The organism is Streptomyces sp. NPDC002602, from assembly GCF_042889445.1.
In the GTDB taxonomy this organism is placed as follows: domain Bacteria; phylum Actinomycetota; class Actinomycetes; order Streptomycetales; family Streptomycetaceae; genus Streptomyces.
Window position 1 is genome coordinate 310,613 of the sequence record NZ_JBIAQX010000001.1, and the last position, 19,768, is coordinate 330,380.

19 protein-coding genes are annotated in these 19,768 nt (G+C 74.6%); 9 read left to right on the top strand and 10 right to left on the bottom strand.

The genetic code is table 11. The features are described from left to right. Positions 1–714 (top strand): hydrogen peroxide-dependent heme synthase, encoded by a 714-nt coding sequence (gene hemQ, locus ACFYW3_RS01190; RefSeq protein ID WP_053684732.1) that lies wholly within the window; start codon positions 1–3, stop codon positions 712–714. Between the two features lie 115 nt (positions 715–829). On the opposite strand, the gene ACFYW3_RS01195 is transcribed toward hemQ, so the two are convergent. The 4 genes from ACFYW3_RS01195 to ACFYW3_RS01210 all read right to left on the bottom strand — a co-directional run bounded on the left by ACFYW3_RS01195 (position 830) and on the right by ACFYW3_RS01210 (position 6,089). Next, entirely contained in the window at positions 830–2,488 is a 1,659-nt protein-coding gene (locus tag ACFYW3_RS01195) for an alpha/beta fold hydrolase (protein ID WP_389385174.1), read from the bottom strand. A gap of 146 nt (positions 2,489–2,634) precedes the next feature. Next, the gene (locus ACFYW3_RS01200) at positions 2,635–3,708 is read right to left on the bottom strand and encodes a TIGR04222 domain-containing membrane protein (RefSeq protein ID WP_351753313.1); all 1,074 of its coding nucleotides are present in this window, start codon (positions 3,706–3,708) and stop codon (positions 2,635–2,637) included. Further along, positions 3,705–4,985 (bottom strand): DUF692 domain-containing protein, encoded by a 1,281-nt coding sequence (locus ACFYW3_RS01205; protein ID WP_351753397.1) that lies wholly within the window; start codon positions 4,983–4,985, stop codon positions 3,705–3,707. The genes ACFYW3_RS01200 and ACFYW3_RS01205 overlap by 4 nt, the downstream gene beginning before the upstream one ends. Positions 4,986–5,165: 180 nt before the next feature. After that, positions 5,166–6,089, bottom strand: coding sequence for an aminoacyl-tRNA hydrolase (locus ACFYW3_RS01210; protein ID WP_351753310.1), 924 nt, complete (start codon positions 6,087–6,089; stop codon positions 5,166–5,168). Positions 6,090–6,160: 71 nt separating this feature from the next. Here ACFYW3_RS01210 and ACFYW3_RS01215 point away from each other — a divergent pair, with 71 nt between their 5' ends. The 4 genes from ACFYW3_RS01215 to ACFYW3_RS01230 are packed head-to-tail and all read left to right on the top strand — an operon-like array spanning position 6,161 to position 8,497. Next, positions 6,161–6,835, top strand: a complete 675-nt coding sequence (locus ACFYW3_RS01215) for an AIM24 family protein (protein WP_351753308.1) — start codon at positions 6,161–6,163, stop codon at positions 6,833–6,835. Next, positions 6,832–7,650 carry an ATP-binding cassette domain-containing protein gene (locus ACFYW3_RS01220; RefSeq protein WP_351753305.1) on the top strand — a complete coding sequence of 273 codons (819 nt, stop codon included), beginning with the start codon at positions 6,832–6,834 and terminating at the stop codon, positions 7,648–7,650. The genes ACFYW3_RS01215 and ACFYW3_RS01220 overlap by 4 nt, the downstream gene beginning before the upstream one ends. After that, the gene (locus ACFYW3_RS01225; RefSeq protein WP_351753303.1) at positions 7,647–8,285 is read left to right on the top strand and encodes an ABC transporter; all 639 of its coding nucleotides are present in this window, start codon (positions 7,647–7,649) and stop codon (positions 8,283–8,285) included. The genes ACFYW3_RS01220 and ACFYW3_RS01225 overlap by 4 nt, the downstream gene beginning before the upstream one ends. Before the next feature lie 14 nt (positions 8,286–8,299). Continuing rightward, positions 8,300–8,497 carry a hypothetical protein gene (locus ACFYW3_RS01230; protein WP_351753300.1) on the top strand — a complete coding sequence of 66 codons (198 nt, stop codon included), beginning with the start codon at positions 8,300–8,302 and terminating at the stop codon, positions 8,495–8,497. 76 nt (positions 8,498–8,573) lie between these two features. Here ACFYW3_RS01230 and ACFYW3_RS01235 read toward each other — a convergent pair whose 3' ends face one another. The 5 genes from ACFYW3_RS01235 to zapE all read right to left on the bottom strand — a co-directional run bounded on the left by ACFYW3_RS01235 (position 8,574) and on the right by zapE (position 13,744). After that, positions 8,574–9,473, bottom strand: a complete 900-nt coding sequence (locus ACFYW3_RS01235; RefSeq protein ID WP_351753395.1) for a polysaccharide deacetylase family protein — start codon at positions 9,471–9,473, stop codon at positions 8,574–8,576. Positions 9,474–9,496: 23 nt separating this feature from the next. Next, positions 9,497–10,327, bottom strand: coding sequence for a PPK2 family polyphosphate kinase (locus ACFYW3_RS01240; protein WP_351753392.1), 831 nt, complete (start codon positions 10,325–10,327; stop codon positions 9,497–9,499). Positions 10,328–10,538: 211 nt separating this feature from the next. Next, positions 10,539–11,891 carry an alkaline phosphatase PhoX gene (locus ACFYW3_RS01245; RefSeq protein WP_389385175.1) on the bottom strand — a complete coding sequence of 451 codons (1,353 nt, stop codon included), beginning with the start codon at positions 11,889–11,891 and terminating at the stop codon, positions 10,539–10,541. Positions 11,892–12,115: 224 nt separating this feature from the next. After that, positions 12,116–12,541 (bottom strand): OsmC family protein, encoded by a 426-nt coding sequence (locus tag ACFYW3_RS01250; RefSeq protein ID WP_351753295.1) that lies wholly within the window; start codon positions 12,539–12,541, stop codon positions 12,116–12,118. 93 nt (positions 12,542–12,634) lie between these two features. Beyond that, positions 12,635–13,744 (bottom strand): cell division protein ZapE, encoded by a 1,110-nt coding sequence (zapE, locus tag ACFYW3_RS01255; RefSeq protein ID WP_351373635.1) that lies wholly within the window; start codon positions 13,742–13,744, stop codon positions 12,635–12,637. Between the two features lie 36 nt (positions 13,745–13,780). Between zapE and ACFYW3_RS01260 the strand changes: the two genes are divergently transcribed. The 4 genes from ACFYW3_RS01260 to msrB all read left to right on the top strand — a co-directional run bounded on the left by ACFYW3_RS01260 (position 13,781) and on the right by msrB (position 17,020). Next, positions 13,781–14,554, top strand: coding sequence for a pyrimidine reductase family protein (locus tag ACFYW3_RS01260; protein WP_389385176.1), 774 nt, complete (start codon positions 13,781–13,783; stop codon positions 14,552–14,554). Positions 14,555–14,688: 134 nt separating this feature from the next. Further along, positions 14,689–15,156 carry an indole-3-glycerol phosphate synthase gene (locus tag ACFYW3_RS01265; RefSeq protein WP_351753290.1) on the top strand — a complete coding sequence of 156 codons (468 nt, stop codon included), beginning with the start codon at positions 14,689–14,691 and terminating at the stop codon, positions 15,154–15,156. A gap of 46 nt (positions 15,157–15,202) precedes the next feature. Continuing rightward, positions 15,203–16,597, top strand: a complete 1,395-nt coding sequence (gene murC / locus ACFYW3_RS01270; RefSeq protein ID WP_053684757.1) for a UDP-N-acetylmuramate--L-alanine ligase — start codon at positions 15,203–15,205, stop codon at positions 16,595–16,597. A gap of 15 nt (positions 16,598–16,612) precedes the next feature. Beyond that, on the top strand, positions 16,613–17,020 hold the full coding sequence (gene msrB, locus ACFYW3_RS01275; protein ID WP_351753286.1) for a peptide-methionine (R)-S-oxide reductase MsrB: 408 nt from the start codon (positions 16,613–16,615) through the stop codon (positions 17,018–17,020). A 76-nt stretch (positions 17,021–17,096) separates the two neighbouring features. Here msrB and ACFYW3_RS01280 read toward each other — a convergent pair whose 3' ends face one another. After that, positions 17,097–19,631 (bottom strand): GTPase-associated protein 1-related protein, encoded by a 2,535-nt coding sequence (locus tag ACFYW3_RS01280; RefSeq protein ID WP_389385177.1) that lies wholly within the window; start codon positions 19,629–19,631, stop codon positions 17,097–17,099. Positions 19,632–19,768 lie beyond the last annotated feature (137 nt).

Sequence of the window (19,768 nt, forward strand, 5' to 3'; positions counted from 1 at the left end):
ATGACTGCACCAGAGAAGATTCCCAACGCGGGGAAGAAGGCGAAGGACCTGAACGAGGTCATTCGCTACACCCTGTGGTCCGTCTTCAAGCTGAAGGACGTCCTGCCCGAGAACCGCGCCGGTTTCGCCGACGAGGTCCAGGAGCTGTTCGACCAGCTGGCCGCCAAGGACATCACCGTCCGCGGCACCTATGACGTCTCCGGCCTGCGCGCCGACGCGGACGTCATGATCTGGTGGCACGCGGAGACCTCCGACGAGCTGCAGACCGCGTACAACCTGTTCCGTCGCACCCGGCTGGGCCGCGCCCTGGAGCCGGTCTGGTCGAACATGGCCCTGCACCGCCCGGCCGAGTTCAACAAGTCGCACATCCCGGCCTTCCTGGCCGACGAGAACCCGCGCGACTACGTCAGCGTGTACCCGTTCGTGCGCTCCTACGACTGGTACCTGCTGCCCGACGAGGACCGTCGCCGCATGCTCAAGGACCACGGCATGATGGCGCGCGGCTACCCCGACGTGCGCGCCAACACCGTCGCGTCCTTCTCCCTGGGCGACTACGAGTGGATGCTGGCCTTCGAGGCCGACGAGCTGTACCGCATCGTCGACCTCATGCGTCACCTGCGTGCCTCCGAGGCCCGCATGCACGTCCGTGAGGAAGTCCCCTTCTACACCGGACGCCGCAAGTCCGTCGCCGATCTGGTGGCCGGGCTCGCCTGAGACCTCCCCTGGGGGGAAGGAACCGGAGGGACGCACCCCTGACACAGGGGCGGGCCTTCGGTGGATCGGGAGGCCCTGCCCCCGAAACGACGCAGCCGGAGATCCGCCCGGAAGTTCAGACGACAGGCGGCAGCAGGGCCCTGGGAGCATTCCCCGGGGCGCGTGTTGCCCCGTCGTCCAGCGACACCGGTGCGGGCTCCGGATGCGGCGCGCACGTCAGATGCCGGCCGCCGGTGTCACCCCTCAGCAAGTACCGCGCCACGTGGGCGTCGACGCAGTCGTTGCGACCGCCGGCCACCCCGTGGGCGCCCGCGCCCAGCTCCGTGACCAGGGCGGCCCGCGCGCCGAGCCGCCGTTGCAGTTCCAGGGCCCCCGCGTGCGGCGTGGCCCCGTCCCGTTCCGCGGCGACGATCAGGGTCCGCGGCAGCGGGGAGCCCGGCCGCTCGCCCACCTCGACCGGCCGCTGCCGCTCCCGTACCGGCCAGCTCGCGCACGGCAGGTTCAAGAACGTGTTCGCCCAGGTCTCGAAGGGCGCCCGGCGCGCCAGCTCCGTGCCGTCACGGTCCCAGGTCGCCCAATCGGCGGGCCAGGAGGCGTCGTTGCACAACACCGCCGTGTACACGGCCGTCGCGTTCTCCGCCCCGGCCACCGCGGCCGGGTCGGGATCCGGTCCGGCCTGCTCCACGAGCGGGCCGGGATCGCCGCGCAGGAACGCCGCCAGGGCCGCGGCCCGGTCCGGCCAGACGTCGTCGTAGTACGCGGCCCGCAGGAAGGCCGACTGCAGCTCGCCGGTCCCGACCACCCCGCCGGCGGGCACCCGGGCCACCGCGCCCCGTACCCGCTCCCAACTCGCCCGCACGGCCTCGGGGGTGGGGCCCAGTCGGTAGGTGGCGTGGTGGCGGGCCACCCAGGCGCGGAAGTCGTACCAGCGCCGCTCGAAGCCGAGGGCCTGATCGAGGTTGTCTCGGTACCAGACGCGGCGCGGGTCCGGGTCGACCGCCGAGTCGAAGACCATCCGCCGGACGTGCCCCGGGTACAGGGTGGCGTAGACCGCCCCGAGGTAGGTGCCGTACGAGGCGCCCATGAAGGTCAGCTTCCGGTCGCCGAGCGCGGCACGGAGCACGTGCAGGTCCCGGACGTTGTTCAGCGTCGTGTAGTGCGGCAGGGCCTCGCCGGAGCGCCGCGCGCAGCCCCGGGCGTAGGACCGGGCGGCGGCGCGACGCTCCGTCTTGTACGCCGCCGAGGGGTCGGCCGGGACCTGGGTGGGAGCCTTCGGGCGCTCCCCGGGGGCCCGACAGGACAGCGGGGCGGACCGGCCGACGCCGCGCGGGGCGTAGCCGACCAGGTCGTAGGCGGCGGCGACGTCCCTCCAGGCGGGTTGCGCGGCGACGAGCGGGAAGAACATCCCGGAGCCGCCCGGGCCGCCGGGATTGTGGACCAGTGAGCCCTGCCGGGGCGCCCCGGCCCGGCCGGTGGCGGCGGCCCGGCTGACGGTGAGGGAGATCTGCGGGCCGTCGGGGCGGGCGTAGTCGAGCGGCACCCGCAGGGTGGCGCAGCGGACCGGCTCGGGCAGCTCCTCGACGTCGGGGCAGGCGCGGAAGACGAGGGGGCTGCGGGCGGCGCGCCCCGCGACGAGCGCGGCGCCGGCCTCGGTTTCCCGATCCCCGCCGATCGGCGGCGCCGACCCGGCCGCGAGGGCCGGCGCGGGGGCGGCGAGGGCGAGGGAGAGGGCCACCGCGGCGGCGGCCCCGTGGCGTGCGCGCGTCGTCCGCATGGCGGCCCCTTCATCTCATCGGCTGGTCCGATCAGATGCCGCCTCGAGTCCCCTGTAAAGGATCGCCCGCCGGTGTCGGCTCCCGTCCCCCCGTTGCCGCGCCCCGCGCCCCCCGCTTGCCGTAGGGGGCGTCGCCGATCAGGTCGTCAGGAGCTGCTGGAGCAACTGGACCCGGACGAGCCGCCGCAACTGGAACTCGACGACGAGCAGCTCGAACTCGACGACGAGCAGCTCGAACCGCCCCCGCCCCCGCCGCAGCCGGACCCGGAGGATCCGCAGCCGGACCCGCCGCCGGAGCAACTCGCCCCGCCGCCACCGCAGCCCGACCCTGACCCGGAGGATCCACAGCCCGAGGTGCCGGTGGCGCTGCTCGCGCACCACACGAGGACGGGCAGCACGTCGTCCCCCGACCCCGACGAGGAGCGCGACCGGTACGGGCCCGTCCTGGCCCGGGACTGGGCGGCGGCCAGTCGGGTGCCGCGGGCCGCCGGCACCAGCTGTTGGCGCAGGAACGGGTCGCGCAGGCCCCGCAACCCGAACAGGGCGGTCTGGACGTACGGGGTGTGGTCGTTGAGGTAGTGGGCCCGGAACTCGCCGAGCGCGGCCTGCCCCGAGGGCGTGATCCGCCGCCCGGCCCGCTTGGCCGCCACGACGCCGAGCACGATCCCGCTCAGCAGGGCCGGGAACACCTTCACGATGAACGGCACCTGAGGGTCGGTCGCCAGGGCCCAGGAGACGATGGTGAGGGGCAGCGCCAACACCAGCAGCAGGCCGCACACCGCGGCCTGGATGGCGCCCCAGCGCCGCCAGGTGCGTCCCGTACCGGGCGGGGAGAGCAGCCCCCGGTGGGCCAGGGCGTCCCCGATCTCCTGCACGGCAGGGTCCGACATGGCGGCGTACCGCACCTGGTACAGCCATCCCGAGGGAGCCAGCCGGAGCGCCAGCAGGACCGCGCGCTCGGCGGCGTCGTGGGCGCGGGCGCCCGGCCGGGCCGAGGCGATGCCCGGGCCGCCGACCACCAGACGGCCGTCGCCGAGCAGCGACACGAGGGCGCTGTCCACGACCGCGCCGGGCCCGCCCGCCATGAACGCGGCCTCCGACAGGTCGTGCAGGCGCTCGGACGGAGCCGAGGCCGGGGGCCGCGAGGCCCGCAGCCCCCGCAGGAGCAGGACGGTGGAGACGATGACGCCGATCCAGACGGCGACGGCGAGGATGTTCACGCGGCTCTCCCCACCAGCTTCCGCGCCCAGCGCACGATGCGCAGCGGCGGCCGGGCCCCGGCCCGGTCCCGCCACCAGAGGGTCAGCCGCCGACGGGCGGCCGGGTCGGCCGGAAGGTCCTGGATCAGCAGGTGTTCGGCGAAGTCCAGGGCGTCCCGGCGGTACCCGTCCGTCATGGGGCGGTGGCGCGCGTACCCGAGGAAGGCGGTGCGGTACGCCTCCTCCCCGCCGAGGATCTCGGGCAGTTCGGGCGCCACCTTCGCCACGACCGACGCCCGCTTGGCGGCAAGCGCCCGCGCCTGCACCCGGATCCGCTGCCGGTCGAACCCCTCGGGCACCGGCGTGCCGGCCACGAGCGCCGACAGCAGCGCGGCCTGCTGCAACCCGACCCGCGTCCGCGAGGGCTCCGGCGGGGCCGGTGCGGGGCGGGTGGAGGGGGTGCGCGGACCGGCGGGGCGCACGGCGGCGGGGCCGGCGTCCAGGACGGCCCGGATCGCGGCGAGTTCGCCCTCCAGCTCGCCCTCGGGCGGGAAGTCGTCGTCCCGCTCCAGCAGCACGCCGGCCGGCTCGAACCGCCGGCGGAGCTCCGCCAGCACGTCCAGCACCACCGGCGGCACGGGGTGCGCGTGCGTGTCGTGCCACACGCCGCCCCGCTCCACGCCGCCGGCCACGTGCACGTACGCCAGGGCCTCCGGCGGGATCGCGTCCAGCACCGCCGCCGGGTCCTCGCCGCGGTTCACCCGGTTCGTGTGCAGGTTCGCGACGTCGATGAGGAGCCGTACGCCGGTGCGCTCCACCAGCTCCGTCAGGAACCGGGCCTCCGTCAGCTCCTCCCCGGGCCACGAGAACAGCGCGGCGATGTTCTCCAGCGCCAGCGGCACCGGCAGCGCGTCCTGGGCGATCCGGACGTTCTCGCACAGCACGTCCAGGGCGTCGCGGGTGCGCGGCACGGGCAGCAGGTGCCCGGCCTCCAACGCGGGCGAGGAGGTCCGTACGAAGGCGATGTGCTCGGTCACCAGCGGCGCCCCCAGCGCCACCGCCCGCTCCCCGAGCGCGGCGAGCTTCCCGGCGTCGGGGCGCTCGGCTCCGCCGAGCCCCAACGAGACGCCGTGCGGGACCACGCGGACGCCCCGGTCGAGCAGGCGGCGGAGCGACGCGGGCAGATGGCCCGGGCAGATGTTCTCGGCCACCACCTCGACCCAGTCCAGGCCCGGCAGCCGTTCCACCGCGTCCGCGATCTCAGGCCGCCAGCCGATGCCCACTCCCAGGTGTGCCATGGGCTTCATGTCCCCCGCCCCCTTTCCTCGGTCCCTCTGCCGGTGTCATGGCCCCGACGCAGTCGCGCCAACCCGCAGGAGGGGACGTTCAGAGCAACATTTGAGGTTCCTCGCGGACGGTGGGAGTCCGGATGCCGGGGCGCCCGCCCCGCGGGTGCGCCCTTCCGGTGGGGCGCGCCCCTACAGCCGCGCCCGCAGCGCCGGGTGGTCCGAGACCACCGTGCAGGATCCCGGCGCGATCTCGGTGAAACCGGCGTCCCGGACCACCGGCAGCCCGCTGCCGCTCAGCTCGGCCCACCGCTCGCGCGGGGCGGTCCGTACGGCCAGCCGGAAGCCGGAGTCGCGCCACGCGGAGCGTTCGGCGGGCTCCAGCTCCCACCACGCCAGTTGGGCGGCGTGCCCGGCCTGGGCCATCGCCTTGCCGGCCGACATGTCGAGGTCCGGGTTGAGCCACAGCACCGGTACGCCGGGCGCGGCCGGGGGGACCGGCTCCGGGTCGTCCAGGTCGGTGCCCGACACCTGGAGCTTGGCCAGTTCCTTCGGCCAGCCGTCGAGCGGCACCGGCGGGAAGACCCGCACCTCGGCCTCGGGCGAGGTCTGCCCGGACGCCTGCGCGGGAGCCGCCGGCGACGCATCGGCGGACGGCTCCGGCGAGGCCTCGGCGGGCGCGTCCGGCCAGGCAGGTGCGGAGGTCCGCGGGGCGGACTCCCCGCGGACCGTCACGCCCGGCAGGGTCCCCGCCTTGCGCCACTCCGCCCCGCGCGCCCGTCGCACCACCTTGCGGATCCGGGCGTCCTGCCAGTCCCGTACGGCCTCCGCCCACTCGCCCTCGCCGTGGGCGCGTTCGTCCGTCAGCAGCACCAGCACCGCGCGGGCCGCCGTCTCCAGCGCGGCGGTCCGGGCCGGCGGCGCCGCCTTCTCGATCCGCACGACCAACGGCAGCACGAACTGCGGGGCCTCGTCACGGGCGGCGTGCTCCCGCCGGAAGGGACTGTCGGCCCCGACCGCGGGCACGGGGGTGACCGCGGGCACGGGGGTGGGGGCGGGGTCCCGGAGGGTGTCCCGCGCGGGTCCCCGCGCGGCCTGGGTGTCGTCGGTGCTCATCCGGCCAAGTTTGCCGGCCTCCGACTCCAGGATGATGTCGCAGGGGTCCCCGGCGGGCGAGGATCGGGCGCATGAAGAGTGATCTTTTCGCGTCCGAGCACCTGGTCCAGCCCGCAGCCGCCCCCGGCATGACCCTGCAGAACGCCAAATCCGTCAAGTACGCCGTCAACGGCGAGATGCTCGCCCGTCAGGGCTCCATGGTTGCCTTCCGAGGCAACCTCCAGTTCGAGCGCAAGGGCCAGGGCATAGGCGGCATGCTCAAGCGCGCCGTCACCGGCGAGGGCCTCGCGCTGATGTCCGTACGCGGCCAGGGCGAGGCCTGGTTCGCCCACCAGGCCGGCAACTGTTTCATCATCGACTTCGAGCCGGGCGACGCGCTCACCATCAACGGTCGCAACGTCCTGTGCTTCGACTCCGGCCTGTCCTACGAGATCAAGATGGTCAAGGGCGCCGGCATGACCGGCGGCGGCCTCTTCAACAGCCTCTTCACCGGCGTCGGCAAGCTCGCCGTCGTCTGCGACGGCAACCCGATCATCATCCCGGTCACCGCTCAGGCCCCGGTGTTCGTCGACACGGACGCGGTCGTCGGCTGGAGCGCCTCCCTCGACACCGGACTGCACCGTTCCCAGTCCGTCGGTTCGATGATCCGCGGCGGCTCCGGCGAGGCCGTCCAACTCAAGCTCAGCGGCGAGGGCTTCGTCATCGTCCGCCCGAGCGAGGTCACCGAGACGACCGCGGGACATTGAGACTGACGGAGGTGGGCCGCCGCCACGGCCGGCGGCGGCCCTGGGTGCTGCGCGGCGTCTCGACGGAGCTGCCGCCGGGCGCCCTCGTACGCGTCGAGGGCCGCAACGGCGACGGCAAGTCCACCCTGCTGCGGCTCGTCGCCGGCATCGACACCCCGACCGAGGGCCGGATCACCGGCCGCCCGCTCCGCACGGCGTACGTGCCCGAACGCTTCCCTGCCGCGCTGCCGCTCACGGCCGCCGCCTACCTGACCCGCATGGGCGCGGTGCACGGCCTGCCGCGCGCCACCGCGGCCGACCGGGCCGCCGCATGGCTGGAACGGTTCGGGGCGGCCGAGTACGCCCGTACCCCGCTCGCCGAACTGTCCAAGGGCTCCGCGCAGAAGGTGGCCGTCGCCCAGGCGCTGCTCGCCGATCCCGCCCTGCTCGTCCTCGACGAGGCCTGGACCGGACTGGACGCCGCCGCCCGCACGGAGCTCGACCGGGCCGTGTTGGAACGGACCGCCGCCGGGGGCACCGTGCTCTTCGTCGACCACGACCCGCGCCGGCTCGCGGGCGCCGCCGACGAGCGCCACCGGATCGAGGGCGGCGCGTTGGTGCCCGCGCCGCCGCGGGCCGGGGACGAGGGACCGTACGTACGCGTCCACGTGACGGGGCCGCCGGGCGCCGCGCCCCCTCCCGGGCTGCCGGCCGAACCCGCCCCGGACGGGGGCCTGCTGCTCACGGTGCCCGCCGCGCGCTCCGACGCCGCGCTGCGCGCCCTGCTCACCGCGGACCCGCCCTGGCACGTCCGCGGCCTGCGAGAGCTCCCGTGACCGCCCTGCTCCGCTACCAGGCGGAGCTGCTGCTGCGCTCCCAGCGCTGGCTCGCGCCCCTCCTGCTGTACGCGGCCCTGCTGGCGATCGGGGTCCGACCCGGGGACCCGATGACCGACTCGCTCGGTCTCGCGTCGGCCGCGCTGGTCCCGGTCGCGGCCTGGCTCGTGCGGGTCTGCCTCACCGGCGAGCCCGACGCGGCCCGGGACTGCGCCGCCGCCGCGCGGGGGCCCGTGCGGGTCCACGCGGCCGCCCTGCTCACCGCCCTCGGCGGGGCCACGATCATCGGGTGCGCCGGGGCCGCGACCGTACTGGCGGTGTGCGCGCCGGCCGGAGCGGGCCGGGGCCCGGCCGCCCTCGCCGGGGCCGGCGCCGTCCTCGTCTGCGCGCTGACCGGCACGGCCGTGGGGGCGCTGAGCGGTCGGCCCCTGCTGCGCGGCCCCGGCCTGTCCGTCGCCGCGGCCGGGCTCGGCAGCCTCCTGGCCCTGGTCACGGCCGGTTCCCCGGCCCGCGCCGCGGTGACCGGGCTGGTCACCGGATCGACGGCGGTCCCGGTCGGAGCCCTCGCGGTGGCGGCGGTCGTGGCCGGCGCGGCGGGCGCGGTGGCCTGCCGTGTCGCCGCGCGGCGCGGCTGAGTACGCTCGAAGGCATGGACCAGCCCCGGCAGGAGACCTCGTACTGCGCCGCCCCGGCCGCGCCCGCCCAGTCCGTGGTGGTGCCCGGACCGCCCTACGCGGACTGCCTGGAGTGCGGCAAGCCCACCGAGTACGGGGTGGCGACCCCGGGCGTCGTGCTGTGCCCGGTGTGCGAGTGGCAGGAGGCGCAGCGCACCGCCTGCTCGGGCTGACCCCGTACCCGGACCACCCGTCCCCGGACACCCCGTACCCGGACACCCCGTCCCCGGCCCGCGCGCCGGGTCCCGCTCACTTCCCGATGAGCTCGGACACCTTCACGAAGCGGTAGCCGCGCTTGCGCAGCTCCGGGACGATCGTGTGGATGGCCTCCTCGGTGACCGGTGCGGCGCTGCGCGTGCAGTGCATGACCACCACCGAGCCCGGCTTGACCCCGGCGAGCACCTGCTCGGCCACCGCGTCGGGGTCCTTGGCGAAGGCGTCCCCGCTGACCACGTCCCACTGGACGGCCGTCACCTTGGCCGTGGCGATGGCCCGCAGTGCCTGGTCGTCGTAACAGCCGCCGGGGAAGCGGAAGTACGGGACGGTGTTGACGGCGCCCGCCGTGCGGAAGGCGGCGAAGGCCCGGTCCACGTCGGCGCGGGCGGCGGCTCCGTCGAGGGTGGGCAGTCCGTAGCAGGGGGACTTGAAGGCGTGGTGGCTGTACGAGTGGTTCGCGATCTCGAAGTTCGGGTCGGTGCCGATCGCCTTCGCCTGGTCCGGGTACTCCTCGGCCCAGCGCCCCGTCATGAAGATCGTCGAGGGCACCTTGAGGGTGCGCAGGGTGGAGATCAGCTCCGGGTTGTCGAAACGTTCCCCCGAGGCGGCGCGCGGCCCCTGATCGGAGGTCATGTCGGCGTCGAAGGTCAACGCCACCGTCTTGTCGGCCTGCCGCTTCGCCCGTTCGAAGACCGGGGTCAGGCCGTTCGGGCCGGGGGCGATGGTGGGGGCCTTGCCGGGCGCGCCGGGCCGGGGGGCCGCCGAGGAGCCCGGGGTGCCGGGGGAGGTGGAGGGGGACGCGGGGGGCGATGCCGCGGGGGTGCCCATACGGGCCTCGCCGCCGGCCTTCGACGTGCCGGTGCCGCCCGCGCATCCTGCGAGGGCGGCACCGAGGGCGGTCACGACCGCGACGTTGCGCACTGAGGCTGAAATGGTCACATGAGCAAAATATATGACTATGTGGCAAGTAGTCGTTTGCGGCACTCGTCCACGTCGAAGTCACCCTTCGGGTACCGGGGCGCCAAGCCCTCCAGGTGCTCCAGCAACAGGGTGCTGATCGCCCAGTCGCGGTACCACTTGCGGTCGGCGGGGACCACGAACCACGGCGCGGCGTCGGTGGAGCAGCGCTCCAGGGCCAGCTCGTAGGCGTGCCGGTAATCGCGCCACAGGAGGCGCTCCTCGATGTCGCCCCGGTTGAACTTCCAGTGCTTGTCGGGGTTGTCGAGGCGCGCCAGGAGCCGGCTCCGCTGCTCCTCGTAGCCGATGTGGAGGAACACCTTCACCACCGTCACCCCGTCCTGCGCGAGGGACTCCTCGAACCGGTTGATCTGGGCGTACCGGCGGCCCAGTTGACTGCGCGGCACCAGCTCGCGGACCCGGGCGATCAGTACGTCCTCGTAGTGCGAGCGGTCGAAGATGCCGATCTCGCCCGGCAGCGGCAGGGCCTTCGTGACGCGCCACAGGAACGGGTGGCTCAGCTCCTCGGGAGTCGGCGCCTTGAACGCCCTGATCCGGCAGCCGGACGGGTTGAACTGGCCGATCACGTGCTTGACCGTGCCGCCCTTGCCGCTGGTGTCCATGCCCTGGAGCACGAGCAGTACCCGCCGACGGTCCCCGGCGGTGGACGCCGCGTACAGCCGCTCCTGCAGGGAGGCCAGCGGTTCGGCCATCCGGGCGATCGCCTCCCGACCGGCCGCCTTGCCGCCGGGACCGGCCGGGGTACCGGAGGGGTCGAAACGGCGGAGGTCGAGCCGCTCACCCGCGGGGACCCGCAGGACCTCCCGCAGCGGCGGGGCGCTCCCGGCCCTGCTCCCGTCCCCGCGCCGGGCCTTCCCCTTCCCTTTCCCGTTCCTGTCCTTCTCCTTCTTCCCGCTCTTGGTCCCGGTCTCGTCCTCGGCTTCGGGCGTGCTGCGCTTCCTGGCCACCTCTACCCCAATCGCGTCGGCTCCGTCCGATGGTGCAACACATCGAACGCGCTCGCGATGCGAGGTCGGTGGCTCAGTGCCAGGGGCCGGTCACCGCGAACGTGGTCCCCGGGGCATAGGCGTTGACGTACATCGTCCGCCGGTCGGGCGAGAAGGTGACCCCGGCGAACTCGCCCCACGCCGGGGCGCCGGGCCCGCCGATGTCGTCGGCGTTGCGGGCCATCGGGTAGACCTCCCCGCCGAGGGTCACGCCGAACACGTACTGGGCGCCGCCGCCGTCCTCGCACACCATCAGGCCGCCGTCCGGTGCCAGGCAGATGTTGTCGGGGGAGTCCCCGGGCAGTTCCACGTCGGAGGCCGGTCCGAAGAGCACGTCGAGCCGGAGCCGGGCCCGCTGCGGGTCGTAGAACCAGACCTGCCCGTGGTGGTCGGCGCCGGCGCCCTCGCCGGTGCGGGCGTAGCTGGACACGAGGTGGACGCCGCTGCCGCCCCAGTAACAGCCCTCCAGCTTCTGGGCGTGGGTGATCCCGCCCCGGCCGAAGTCCTGGAGTCGGATCGGGGTGTCGGCCGCCGAGGGGTCCCGAACGGGCACCCACTCGACCGGGAACTCGGCCCCGGGCTCGTCCACCACGGCCAGGTCGGGGAGCCCCCGGACCCGCAGGGCCTCCAGGGTCCCGCCGGCCCGCAGGGACCCGGGGCCGGCGAGGGGGCGGGCCGGCAGGAAGCGGTAGAACAGCCCGAAGGGCCGCACGAAGGCGTCCTCGGTCTCGTAGACCACCCCGGTGTACGGGTCCACGGCGACGGCCTCGTGCGCGAAGCGGCCCATCGCGGTCAGGGGGACCGCGCCCGAGCGGAGCGGGTCGACGGGGTCCACCTCGAAGACGAACCCGTGGTCCTCGGTGTACCCGGAGGTACCGGCCCGGTCCTCGGTCTCCTCGCAACTGAGCCAGGTGTTCCAGGGGGTGCGGCCCCCCGCGCAGTTGACGGCGGTGCCGGCGAGGGCGACGCGTTCGGCGGTCACCCGGCCGGTGCGGTCGAGCTCCAGGACGGTGCAGCCGCCGAGCGCCCGGGGATCGTAGGTCAGCCCCTCGACGGCGGGGACCCGCAGCGCGGCGGTGGTCCGGTTCTCGTGGTTGCGCACCAGGCGGACGGCGCCGCCGGGGCCCGCGGCGAAGGCGGCCATGCCGTCGCAGTTGGCGGGAACGGGGCCCTCGCCGGAACGGAGGGGATCACCGGCGCGCGAGAGGACCCGGTACGAGAATCCGGCGGGCAGGTCGAGCAGTCGGCGGGGGTCGGGTACGAGCGGTCCGTACCCCCGGGTCACCGGGTCCGCGCCGGCGGCTCCGGCGAACAGCGCGCCGAGGGATCCGCCGAAGGCGATGCCGATGCCGCCGGCGGTGAGCAGGCTGCGGCGGGTGACGGACATCGGCAACTCCCGGCGGTGGCGTCTGACATGTGACCGGGCCGTGTTACCACGCGGCCCGCCCCGCATCCGCCCGCCGCCGCTCCGACCGGCGGGGTGTCACCCCACCGGGTGCCCGCCGCGCTCCCGTCGACGCCCCCGACGCACCCCGGTCCACGGCATCGGTCGGGGGGCCGGTCGGGGGGTCCGGGGGCGGCCCGCTCGGGCCGCGCCCCGGGGCGCCGGGGTCAGAGCAGCTCGGCGGAGAGGGTGATCGTCGTACCCGTCAGGGCCTGGCTCACCGGGCAGTTCTTCTTGGCGTCCTCGGCCGCGGCGGCGAAGCCCTCGGCGTCCAGACCCGGGACCTCGGCCCGCACCGTCAGGTGGATGCCGGTGATGCCCTCGCCGGGCTGGAACGTGACGTCGGCCTTGGTCTCCACCCGGGTGGGGGGAGTGCCCGCGCCGTCCAGGCCGTGCGAGAGCGCCATCGAGTAGCAGCTGGAGTGCGCGGCCGCGATCAGCTCCTCCGGGCTGGTCTTGCCGTTCGCGGCCTCGGCGCGCGAGGGCCAGGAGACGTCGAACGAGCCCTGGCCGGAGGAGTCGAGGGTGACGACGCCGGCGCCCTTGAGGAGGCTGCCCTGCCAGTCGGTGTGGGCGGTACGCGTGGTGGCCATGATGGATCCCTTCGCAGAGGTGGCAACGACCGGGCCGACCCGCACGGGGATCCGCGGACGGATCGGTGCGGGAGGGGCCCGGCGCTCCCCAACCTACTGGGCCACCAGCGGCTTCGCGTCGCGCGCCAGGGCGGTGAGCCGGGATATGGCCCGGAAGTACTTCTTCCGATAGCCGCCGTTGAGCATTTCTTCACTGAACAGCCGGTCGAAGGGCAGTCCCGAGGCGAGTACCGGGATCTCCCGGTCGTACAGCCGGTCGGCCAGGACGACCAGTCGCAGCGCCGTCGACTGGTCGGGGATCGGGCCGACATCGGTCAGGCAGACGGCCGACACCCCGTCCGTGAGCGCCCCGTAGCGGCTGGGGTGCACCTTCGCCAGGTGTTCCAGGAGCCCCGGGAAGTCGTCGAGGCTCGCGCCCGGGGTCGCGTACGCGGCCTTGGTGACCTGCTCGTCCGAGAACGGCGCGGGCGCCTCGGGCAGGCCCCGGTGCCGGTAGTCCTGGCCGTCGATGCGCAGCGGCCGGAAGTGCGAGGACAGGCCCTGGATCTCCCGCAGGAAGTCGGCGGCGGCGAAGCGGCCCTCGCCGAGCTTGCCGGGCAGGGTGTTGGAGGTGGCGGCCAGCGCCACGCCCTGCTCCACCAGGCGGCTCAGCAGTGAGGACACCAGCACCGTGTCGCCCGGGTCGTCGAGCTCGAACTCGTCGATGCACAGCAGGCGGTGCCCGCCCAGCGTCCGCACGGTCTGCTGGAAGCCCAGGGCGCCGACCAGGTTGGTCAGCTCCACGAAGGTGCCGAAGGCCTTCAGCGCCGGTTCCGCGGGGGTGGCGTGCCACAGGGAGGCGAGGAGGTGGGTCTTGCCGACGCCGTAGCCGCCGTCGAGGTACACCCCGCGCGGGGCGGCGGCGGGCGCGGCGGGCTTCTTCGCGAACCAGCGCCGCTTGCCGGAGCCGCTCGCGTGGGCCCCGCCCAGACCGGCCGCGAAGCCGGCGAGGACGGTGACGGCCTCGGACTGGCTCGGCTGCGTCGGGTCCGGGTCGTACGTCTCGAAGCGCACCGAGTCGAAGCGCGGCGGCGGCACCATCTCGGCGACGAGCCGCTCGGCGGGCACGTGCGGGGCGCGGGCGCACAGCGCCTGGGGGCCCTCGTCGGCTATCGGCGGCTGCCCGGCGGCGGCGGAACCAGAGGTCGAGACAGAGGTGGACACAGCCCTTAACTCTACGGGGCGTGCCACACTGCACCGATGCGACGCCTGTTCCCTGTGACCGATCAGACATCAGCAGCCCGGAGCGACCGCGAATGGTCGTTCGACGAGCTCGCGGAGGCGTACGCGTACCCCGCGCTCGACGCCGGCGCCCACTGGCTGCGGGCCAACATGGTCTCCACCCTGGACGGGGCCGCCCAGCACGACGGCCGCTCGCAGCCCATCTCGGGCGAGACCGACATGCGGATCTTCGGCACCCTGCGGGCCCTGGCCGATGTGGTGGTCGTGGGTGCGGAAACGGTTCGCCAGGAGGGGTACCGGCCGGCCCGCGCCCGCGAGGCGTTCGCGGCCCGTCGCAGCGCCGCCGGTCAGGGCCCGGCCGCCGCCATCGCGGTGATCACCGCCTCCATGGACCTGGACTTCTCGCTGCCGCTCTTCACCTCCCCCCTGGTGCCCACGCTGGTGCTGACCGGCGCCGGGGCGCCCGCGGAGCGGGTCGCGGAGGCCACCCGGGCCGGAGCCGAGGTCGTGGTGGCGGGCGACGGGTCCGCCGTGGACCCCGCCCGGGCGGTGGGGGAGCTCGCCGCGCGGGGGCTGCGCCGCCAGCTGACCGAGGGCGGGCCGAGGCTGTTGGGCCAGTTCGTGGCCGCCGACGTGCTGGACGAGCTGTGTCTGACGATCTCCCCGACGATGACCGCGGGGGGCGCCCAGCGGATCTCCGGAGGGCCTTCCGTCACGGTTCCGCACCGGCTCGCGCCCGCGTGCGTACTGGAAGAGGCCGGGTTCCTCTTCACCAGTTACCGTCGGATCTGACAAGGGGCGGAATTTATCGTTCCGCTTAGCTTCCGCTGGGCACACTACCTGCGCGGCCCCGTGTGACAGCGGGGCAGGATGGTTTCCGCAGGGGCCGGCTCGACCGGCCTCGGCCCATGAAGGAGAGGGCGTCCGTGTTCACGAGCGTATTGATGATCGAGCAGCCGCTGACCACGGTGGACGTGGACTTCGTCACCACCCTGCACGGAGACGACCAGGTCTCCTTCGTCGTCCTCATGCAACCCCGGGGTGACCAGGACCGCCTGCTCCGCGCCATCGACGACGTCGCGCTCGGCGAACTTCCCGAGGCCGTCCACGAGGGCGAGGAACCTGAGGGGGCGGCCGCCCAAGGCCCCGCCGCGCACGCCCTGGCGCACTCCCTGAACGCCCTGCGCCACAAGGGTGCCAACGCCACCGGCCAGATCATCGGGGCCCACCCCCTGGACAAGCTGAAGGCCGTCGTGGAGGAGACCGACGCCGACGAGGTGATCGTCCTGACCGCGCCGCACTTCGTCGAGGAGTTCTTCCACCGGGACTGGGCCTCCCGCGCACGGCACAAGGTCGGTGTTCCGGTGCTCAAGCTCTTCGCCCACAACGAATAGGCTGGGCCCGGTTCACCTCTCGTACTCGATTCCTGGAGCGACCTGAATGAAGCCCGGCCTGCCGACCGCCATGGAACGGCCCCACTTCATCGGCATCGGCGGCGCCGGCATGTCCGGCATCGCGAAGATCCTCGCCCAGCGCGGGGCCGAGGTGGCCGGAAGCGACTCCCGTGACTCCGAGACCGCCCGGGCGCTGCGCGCCCACGGCGCCACGGTCCACATCGGGCACGCGGCCGAGCACCTCGCCGACGACTCCACCTGCGTGGTCGTCTCCAGCGCCATCCGGGCCGACAACCCGGAGCTGGTCCGCGCCGCCGAACTGGGCATCCCCGTCGTGCACCGCTCCGACGCCCTCGCCGGCCTGATGGACGGCCCGCGCGCCATCGCCGTCGCCGGCACGCACGGCAAGACCACCACCACCTCGATGCTGGCGGTGTCCCTCTCGGCCCTGGGCCTGGACCCCTCGTACGCCATCGGCGGCGACCTGGACGTCCCCGGCTCCAACGCCCACCACGGCGCGGGCGACATCTTCGTGGCCGAGGCGGACGAGAGCGACCGCAGCTTCCACAAGTACACCCCGCAGGTTGCGATCATCCTCAACGCGGAACTCGACCACCACGCGAACTACGCGTCGATGGAGGAGATCCACGAGTCCTTCGAGACCTTCGTCGGCAAGATCGTCCCCGGTGGCACCCTCGTCATCGCCCACGGTCAGGAGGGCGCCGCCGAGATCGCCCGCCGGGTCGCCGACCGGGACGGCCTGACCGTCGTCACCTACGGCGAGGAGCCCGAGGCCGACGTCCGGATCACGAAGATCACCCCGCGCGGCCTGACCAGCGAGGTCACCGTGGTCATCGACGGCCGGATGCTCACCTTCACCGTCTCCGTGCCCGGCCGCCACTACGCGCACAACGCCGTCGCGGCCCTCGCCGCCGGTGTCGCGCTCGGCATCCCCGCGCACAACCTGGCCTCCGCCCTCGGCAAGTACACCGGGGTCAAGCGCCGCCTCCAGCTCAAGGGCGAGGAGGCCGGCGTCCAGGTCATCGACTCCTACGCGCACCACCCGACGGAGATGACCGCCGACCTGGAGGCCATCCGCGGCGCCGCCGGGGACTCCCGCATCCTGGTGGTCTTCCAGCCCCACCTCTTCTCCCGCACCCAGGAACTCGGCAAGGAGATGGGCCGGGCCCTGGCCCTCGCCGACGCCTCCGTGGTCCTGGACATCTACCCGGCCCGCGAGGACCCGATCCCCGGCATCACCAGCGAGCTGATCATCGCCGCCGCCCGCACCGCGGGCGCCGACGTGAGCGCCGAGCACGACAAGGCGGCCGTCGCCGACGTCATCGCGGGAATGGCGAAGCCCGGTGATCTCGTTCTCACCATGGGCGCGGGCGACGTCACGGACCTGGGTCCCCAGATCCTCGCCCGGCTGTCGAACTGAGGGAGCGGGAACGTCATGGCGTACGAGGTCGAGAAGACGGACGAGCAGTGGCAGGCGGAGCTGACCCCGTCCGAGTACCAGGTGCTGCGCCTCGCCGGCACCGAGCCCGCCTTCCGCGGTGAGTACACCGACACCAAGACGGAAGGCGTCTACTCCTGCCGGGGCTGCGGCTCCGAGCTGTTCCGCTCGTCGGAGAAGTTCGAGTCGCACTGCGGCTGGCCGTCCTTCTTCGACCCGAAGGACACCGACGCGGTCGAGCTGATCGCCGACACCTCGCACGGCATGGTCCGCACCGAGGTCCGCTGCGCGAAGTGCGGCTCGCACCTGGGCCACGTCTTCGAGGGCGAGGGGTACCCCACCCCGACCGACCAGCGGTACTGCATCAACAGCATCTCCCTGCGGCTGACCTCCGACGCGTCCTGACGCACCACCCCGTGCCCGTGTCGACACCCCTGTGACGGCACGGGCACCGGCGCGCGGGAACGACCGTCCGCATCCGTCACGCCGGCTCGCCCCCCGCCGTTCCGTCCACGCGGTCGTCGTGGCGGGCGGGGGCGTCGGGCGGGGGCGACGGGACCCGGCCGGTCGAGCCGGGTGACGGCCGCCGGCGCCGGGAGGACGGCTTCAGCCGGTCGCGCAGCCGGTCGAACGCGCCCGGGCGGCGCCAGGCGCGGAACTCCTCGGCCCAGCGGCCGCCCAGCCGGTTCAGCTCCTCCTCGACCGCGGTCGACTCCGCGGGCGCCAGCCCCCGCACGACGGGCCGCAGCACCCGGTCGAGCAGGTCCGTACGGGCCTCCTGCCAGACCGGGCCCGCCTGGGGCTGGGAGGACCAGGCGACGAAGCAGTCCGCGAGCCGGCGCGGGGAGCGCCGCAGCCGGTCCACTACCGCCGGATCGCGGGCCAGCCGCCGGTACGCGGCCAGCAGCTCGACGTCGTCGCTCTCGATCAGTGCACGCAGCTCGCCCTCGGTCCGTTCCTCGCCGAGCAGCCGCACCGATACCGCCGCGTACGCGTGGTCCCTCGGCCCCGGTTCCGGGTCCAGGCTCCGCAGGGTCAGCGCCGTCCGGACCCAGCCGGGGCCGACCGTGCCCGCCCGCAGGTTCCGGGCCAGCTCCAGCATCAGCAGCGACGGCCGCAGCGGTTCGGGCAGTTCCGCCCGGAAGTGTTCCAGCAGCTTCGGGGCGAGCTCTGCCGCCGCCGCGTCTTCGGCCGGCGCCCGCACCGCGGCCTGGACCAGCGTTCCCCAGGTGCCGGCCTCCACGTGCGGCTCGGCCCCGGTCGTCGACAGCAGCAGCGTGGCCTCGGCCGCGCTCGGCGGCTCCCCGTCCCACACCAGCCGCATCGCCGTCCGCAGCACCAACGGGTCGGCGTGGACGGTGGATCCGCTCCGCTCCACCAGGGTGGACAGGGCCGCGACCCGGTCCGGCGTCGAGGCCAGCACCTCGGGGGCCGCCGCGCACATGTGCAGGTACCGCACCGGGTCCGCGGCCCGCAGGCGCAACCCGGTCCGGGCGAACACCCGCACCCCCGCCGCGGGATCACCCACCGCGAAGGCGTTCAGGCGGTCGAGGAGCAGGTGCCGCAGCGAGGGCAGCTCCGTCAGCGCGGCCCGCGCACCCTCCCCGTACGCCCGCTCCGGTTCCGCGAGCAGGGCCAACGCCAGCCCGCGCGCCACCTCGGGCACCAGCTCGGTGGCGTCCACCCCGATCGCGGCGGCCACCCGCAACAGTCCGGCCCGCTCGCCCGGTTCGCGCTCCGGGTCGGCCAGCGCCGCCCGCAGTTCCGGTCCCAGTTCCGCCGCGAGCCGGCCACGCGTGGCCGCGCCCAGCGCGCCGACCGGCGGCTGGGGACCGGCGCCGCGCACCGCCTCGGTCAGTGCCGAAGCCACCCACGACTCGTACGCGGCGGGGCGACCCCAGGCGTCCGGCGCCGCCGGCAGTGGCCCTCGGGCGGCGGTCCCGGCGGGCGAGCGGCCCCCGACCGGCCGCGCCAGGGCCTCGGTCAGCGCGTGCAGGCGTCCCTCGTCCAGTGCCGCCCGGTGCTCCGCCGCCCACTCGGCCGCCGCCGCCCTGCCCGCGGAGTCCAGGGTGATCCCGGCGGCCAGGGCCAGCGCGGCCAGCGGGCCCGGATCGTAGGGCCGGCCGGGCGGCAACCGGCGTACCTCCGCCAACAACGCCTGACGGCCCACCGACCACACCCGTGCGGCGGTGTCGGCCCACACGTCCCCCGAACCGGTGCCCGTGTCCGCGCCGACGCCCGGCTCCGCGTCCGTGCCGAGTGCGCGCGTGGCGTCGTACAACCGGTACCGGTGGTCCTGCCCGCCCAGGCCGGCGGCGTCCTCCGGCAGCACGCCGATGATCCGCTGCCGGGCGAGCAGGGGCCGCCGGGTGTACGTGGTGAAGGTCAGCCACTGTCCCCGCTGGTGCGGCAGCACGCTGCACGCCAGCATGATCCAACGGGCCACGGCCGTGCTGTCCCGCTCCACCAGCACCACCCGCGGGGCCGTCGGGTCCTCGGCGAGCCTCCGCACGTCGGCGAAGAAGCCCGCCAGCCAGGGCCCGCGCGCGGCGACGAACTCCGCCAGCCCGGCCGCGTCGTGCCGGCCCGGCGGGGGAACCCTCTCCAGCGGCGCGGGCGGGCCACCCGGCGGGGTGTCCGAGGCCCACTGCGCCGAACCCCAGGAGGTGATCGGCAGCGCGCCCTTCGCCGGACCGGAGTCGGCGGGCTGTGGCAAGTGCACCGCGTGCGTGTGGAAGTTGCCCCGCCGGCCGTCGTGGTCCGCGCCCGTGTACACCGAGCGGGCCAACAGTCGGCTGCCGTCCGACAGCACGCTCAGGCTCAACGCCTCGGGGAAGAGGGCCGGTTGCTCGCCCGTCGGACGGTCCGGCGCGCCCCGGGGCGGCTCGTACCCGATCAACTGTTCCGCCTCGCGGAGCAGGGACACGGGCGCTCCCGGACTGACCGCGGTGAAGCGGAAGCCGGAGCCGTCGGGCCCGGTCGGGGCGCAGGTGTAGTGGAGTTGTACGAGGTTCACGCGCCCGCCTCCGAGCCGCCGGGCGGGGTCGGTAATGCGTCAAGGTGGCGTAAGTCCGGGCCCTGTCGCGCGGCGAGCGGTTCCCCGTACCGTGCCACCGGGGGCGCCGGTGGGCGGCCGAGCCGGGTGTGGGAGGG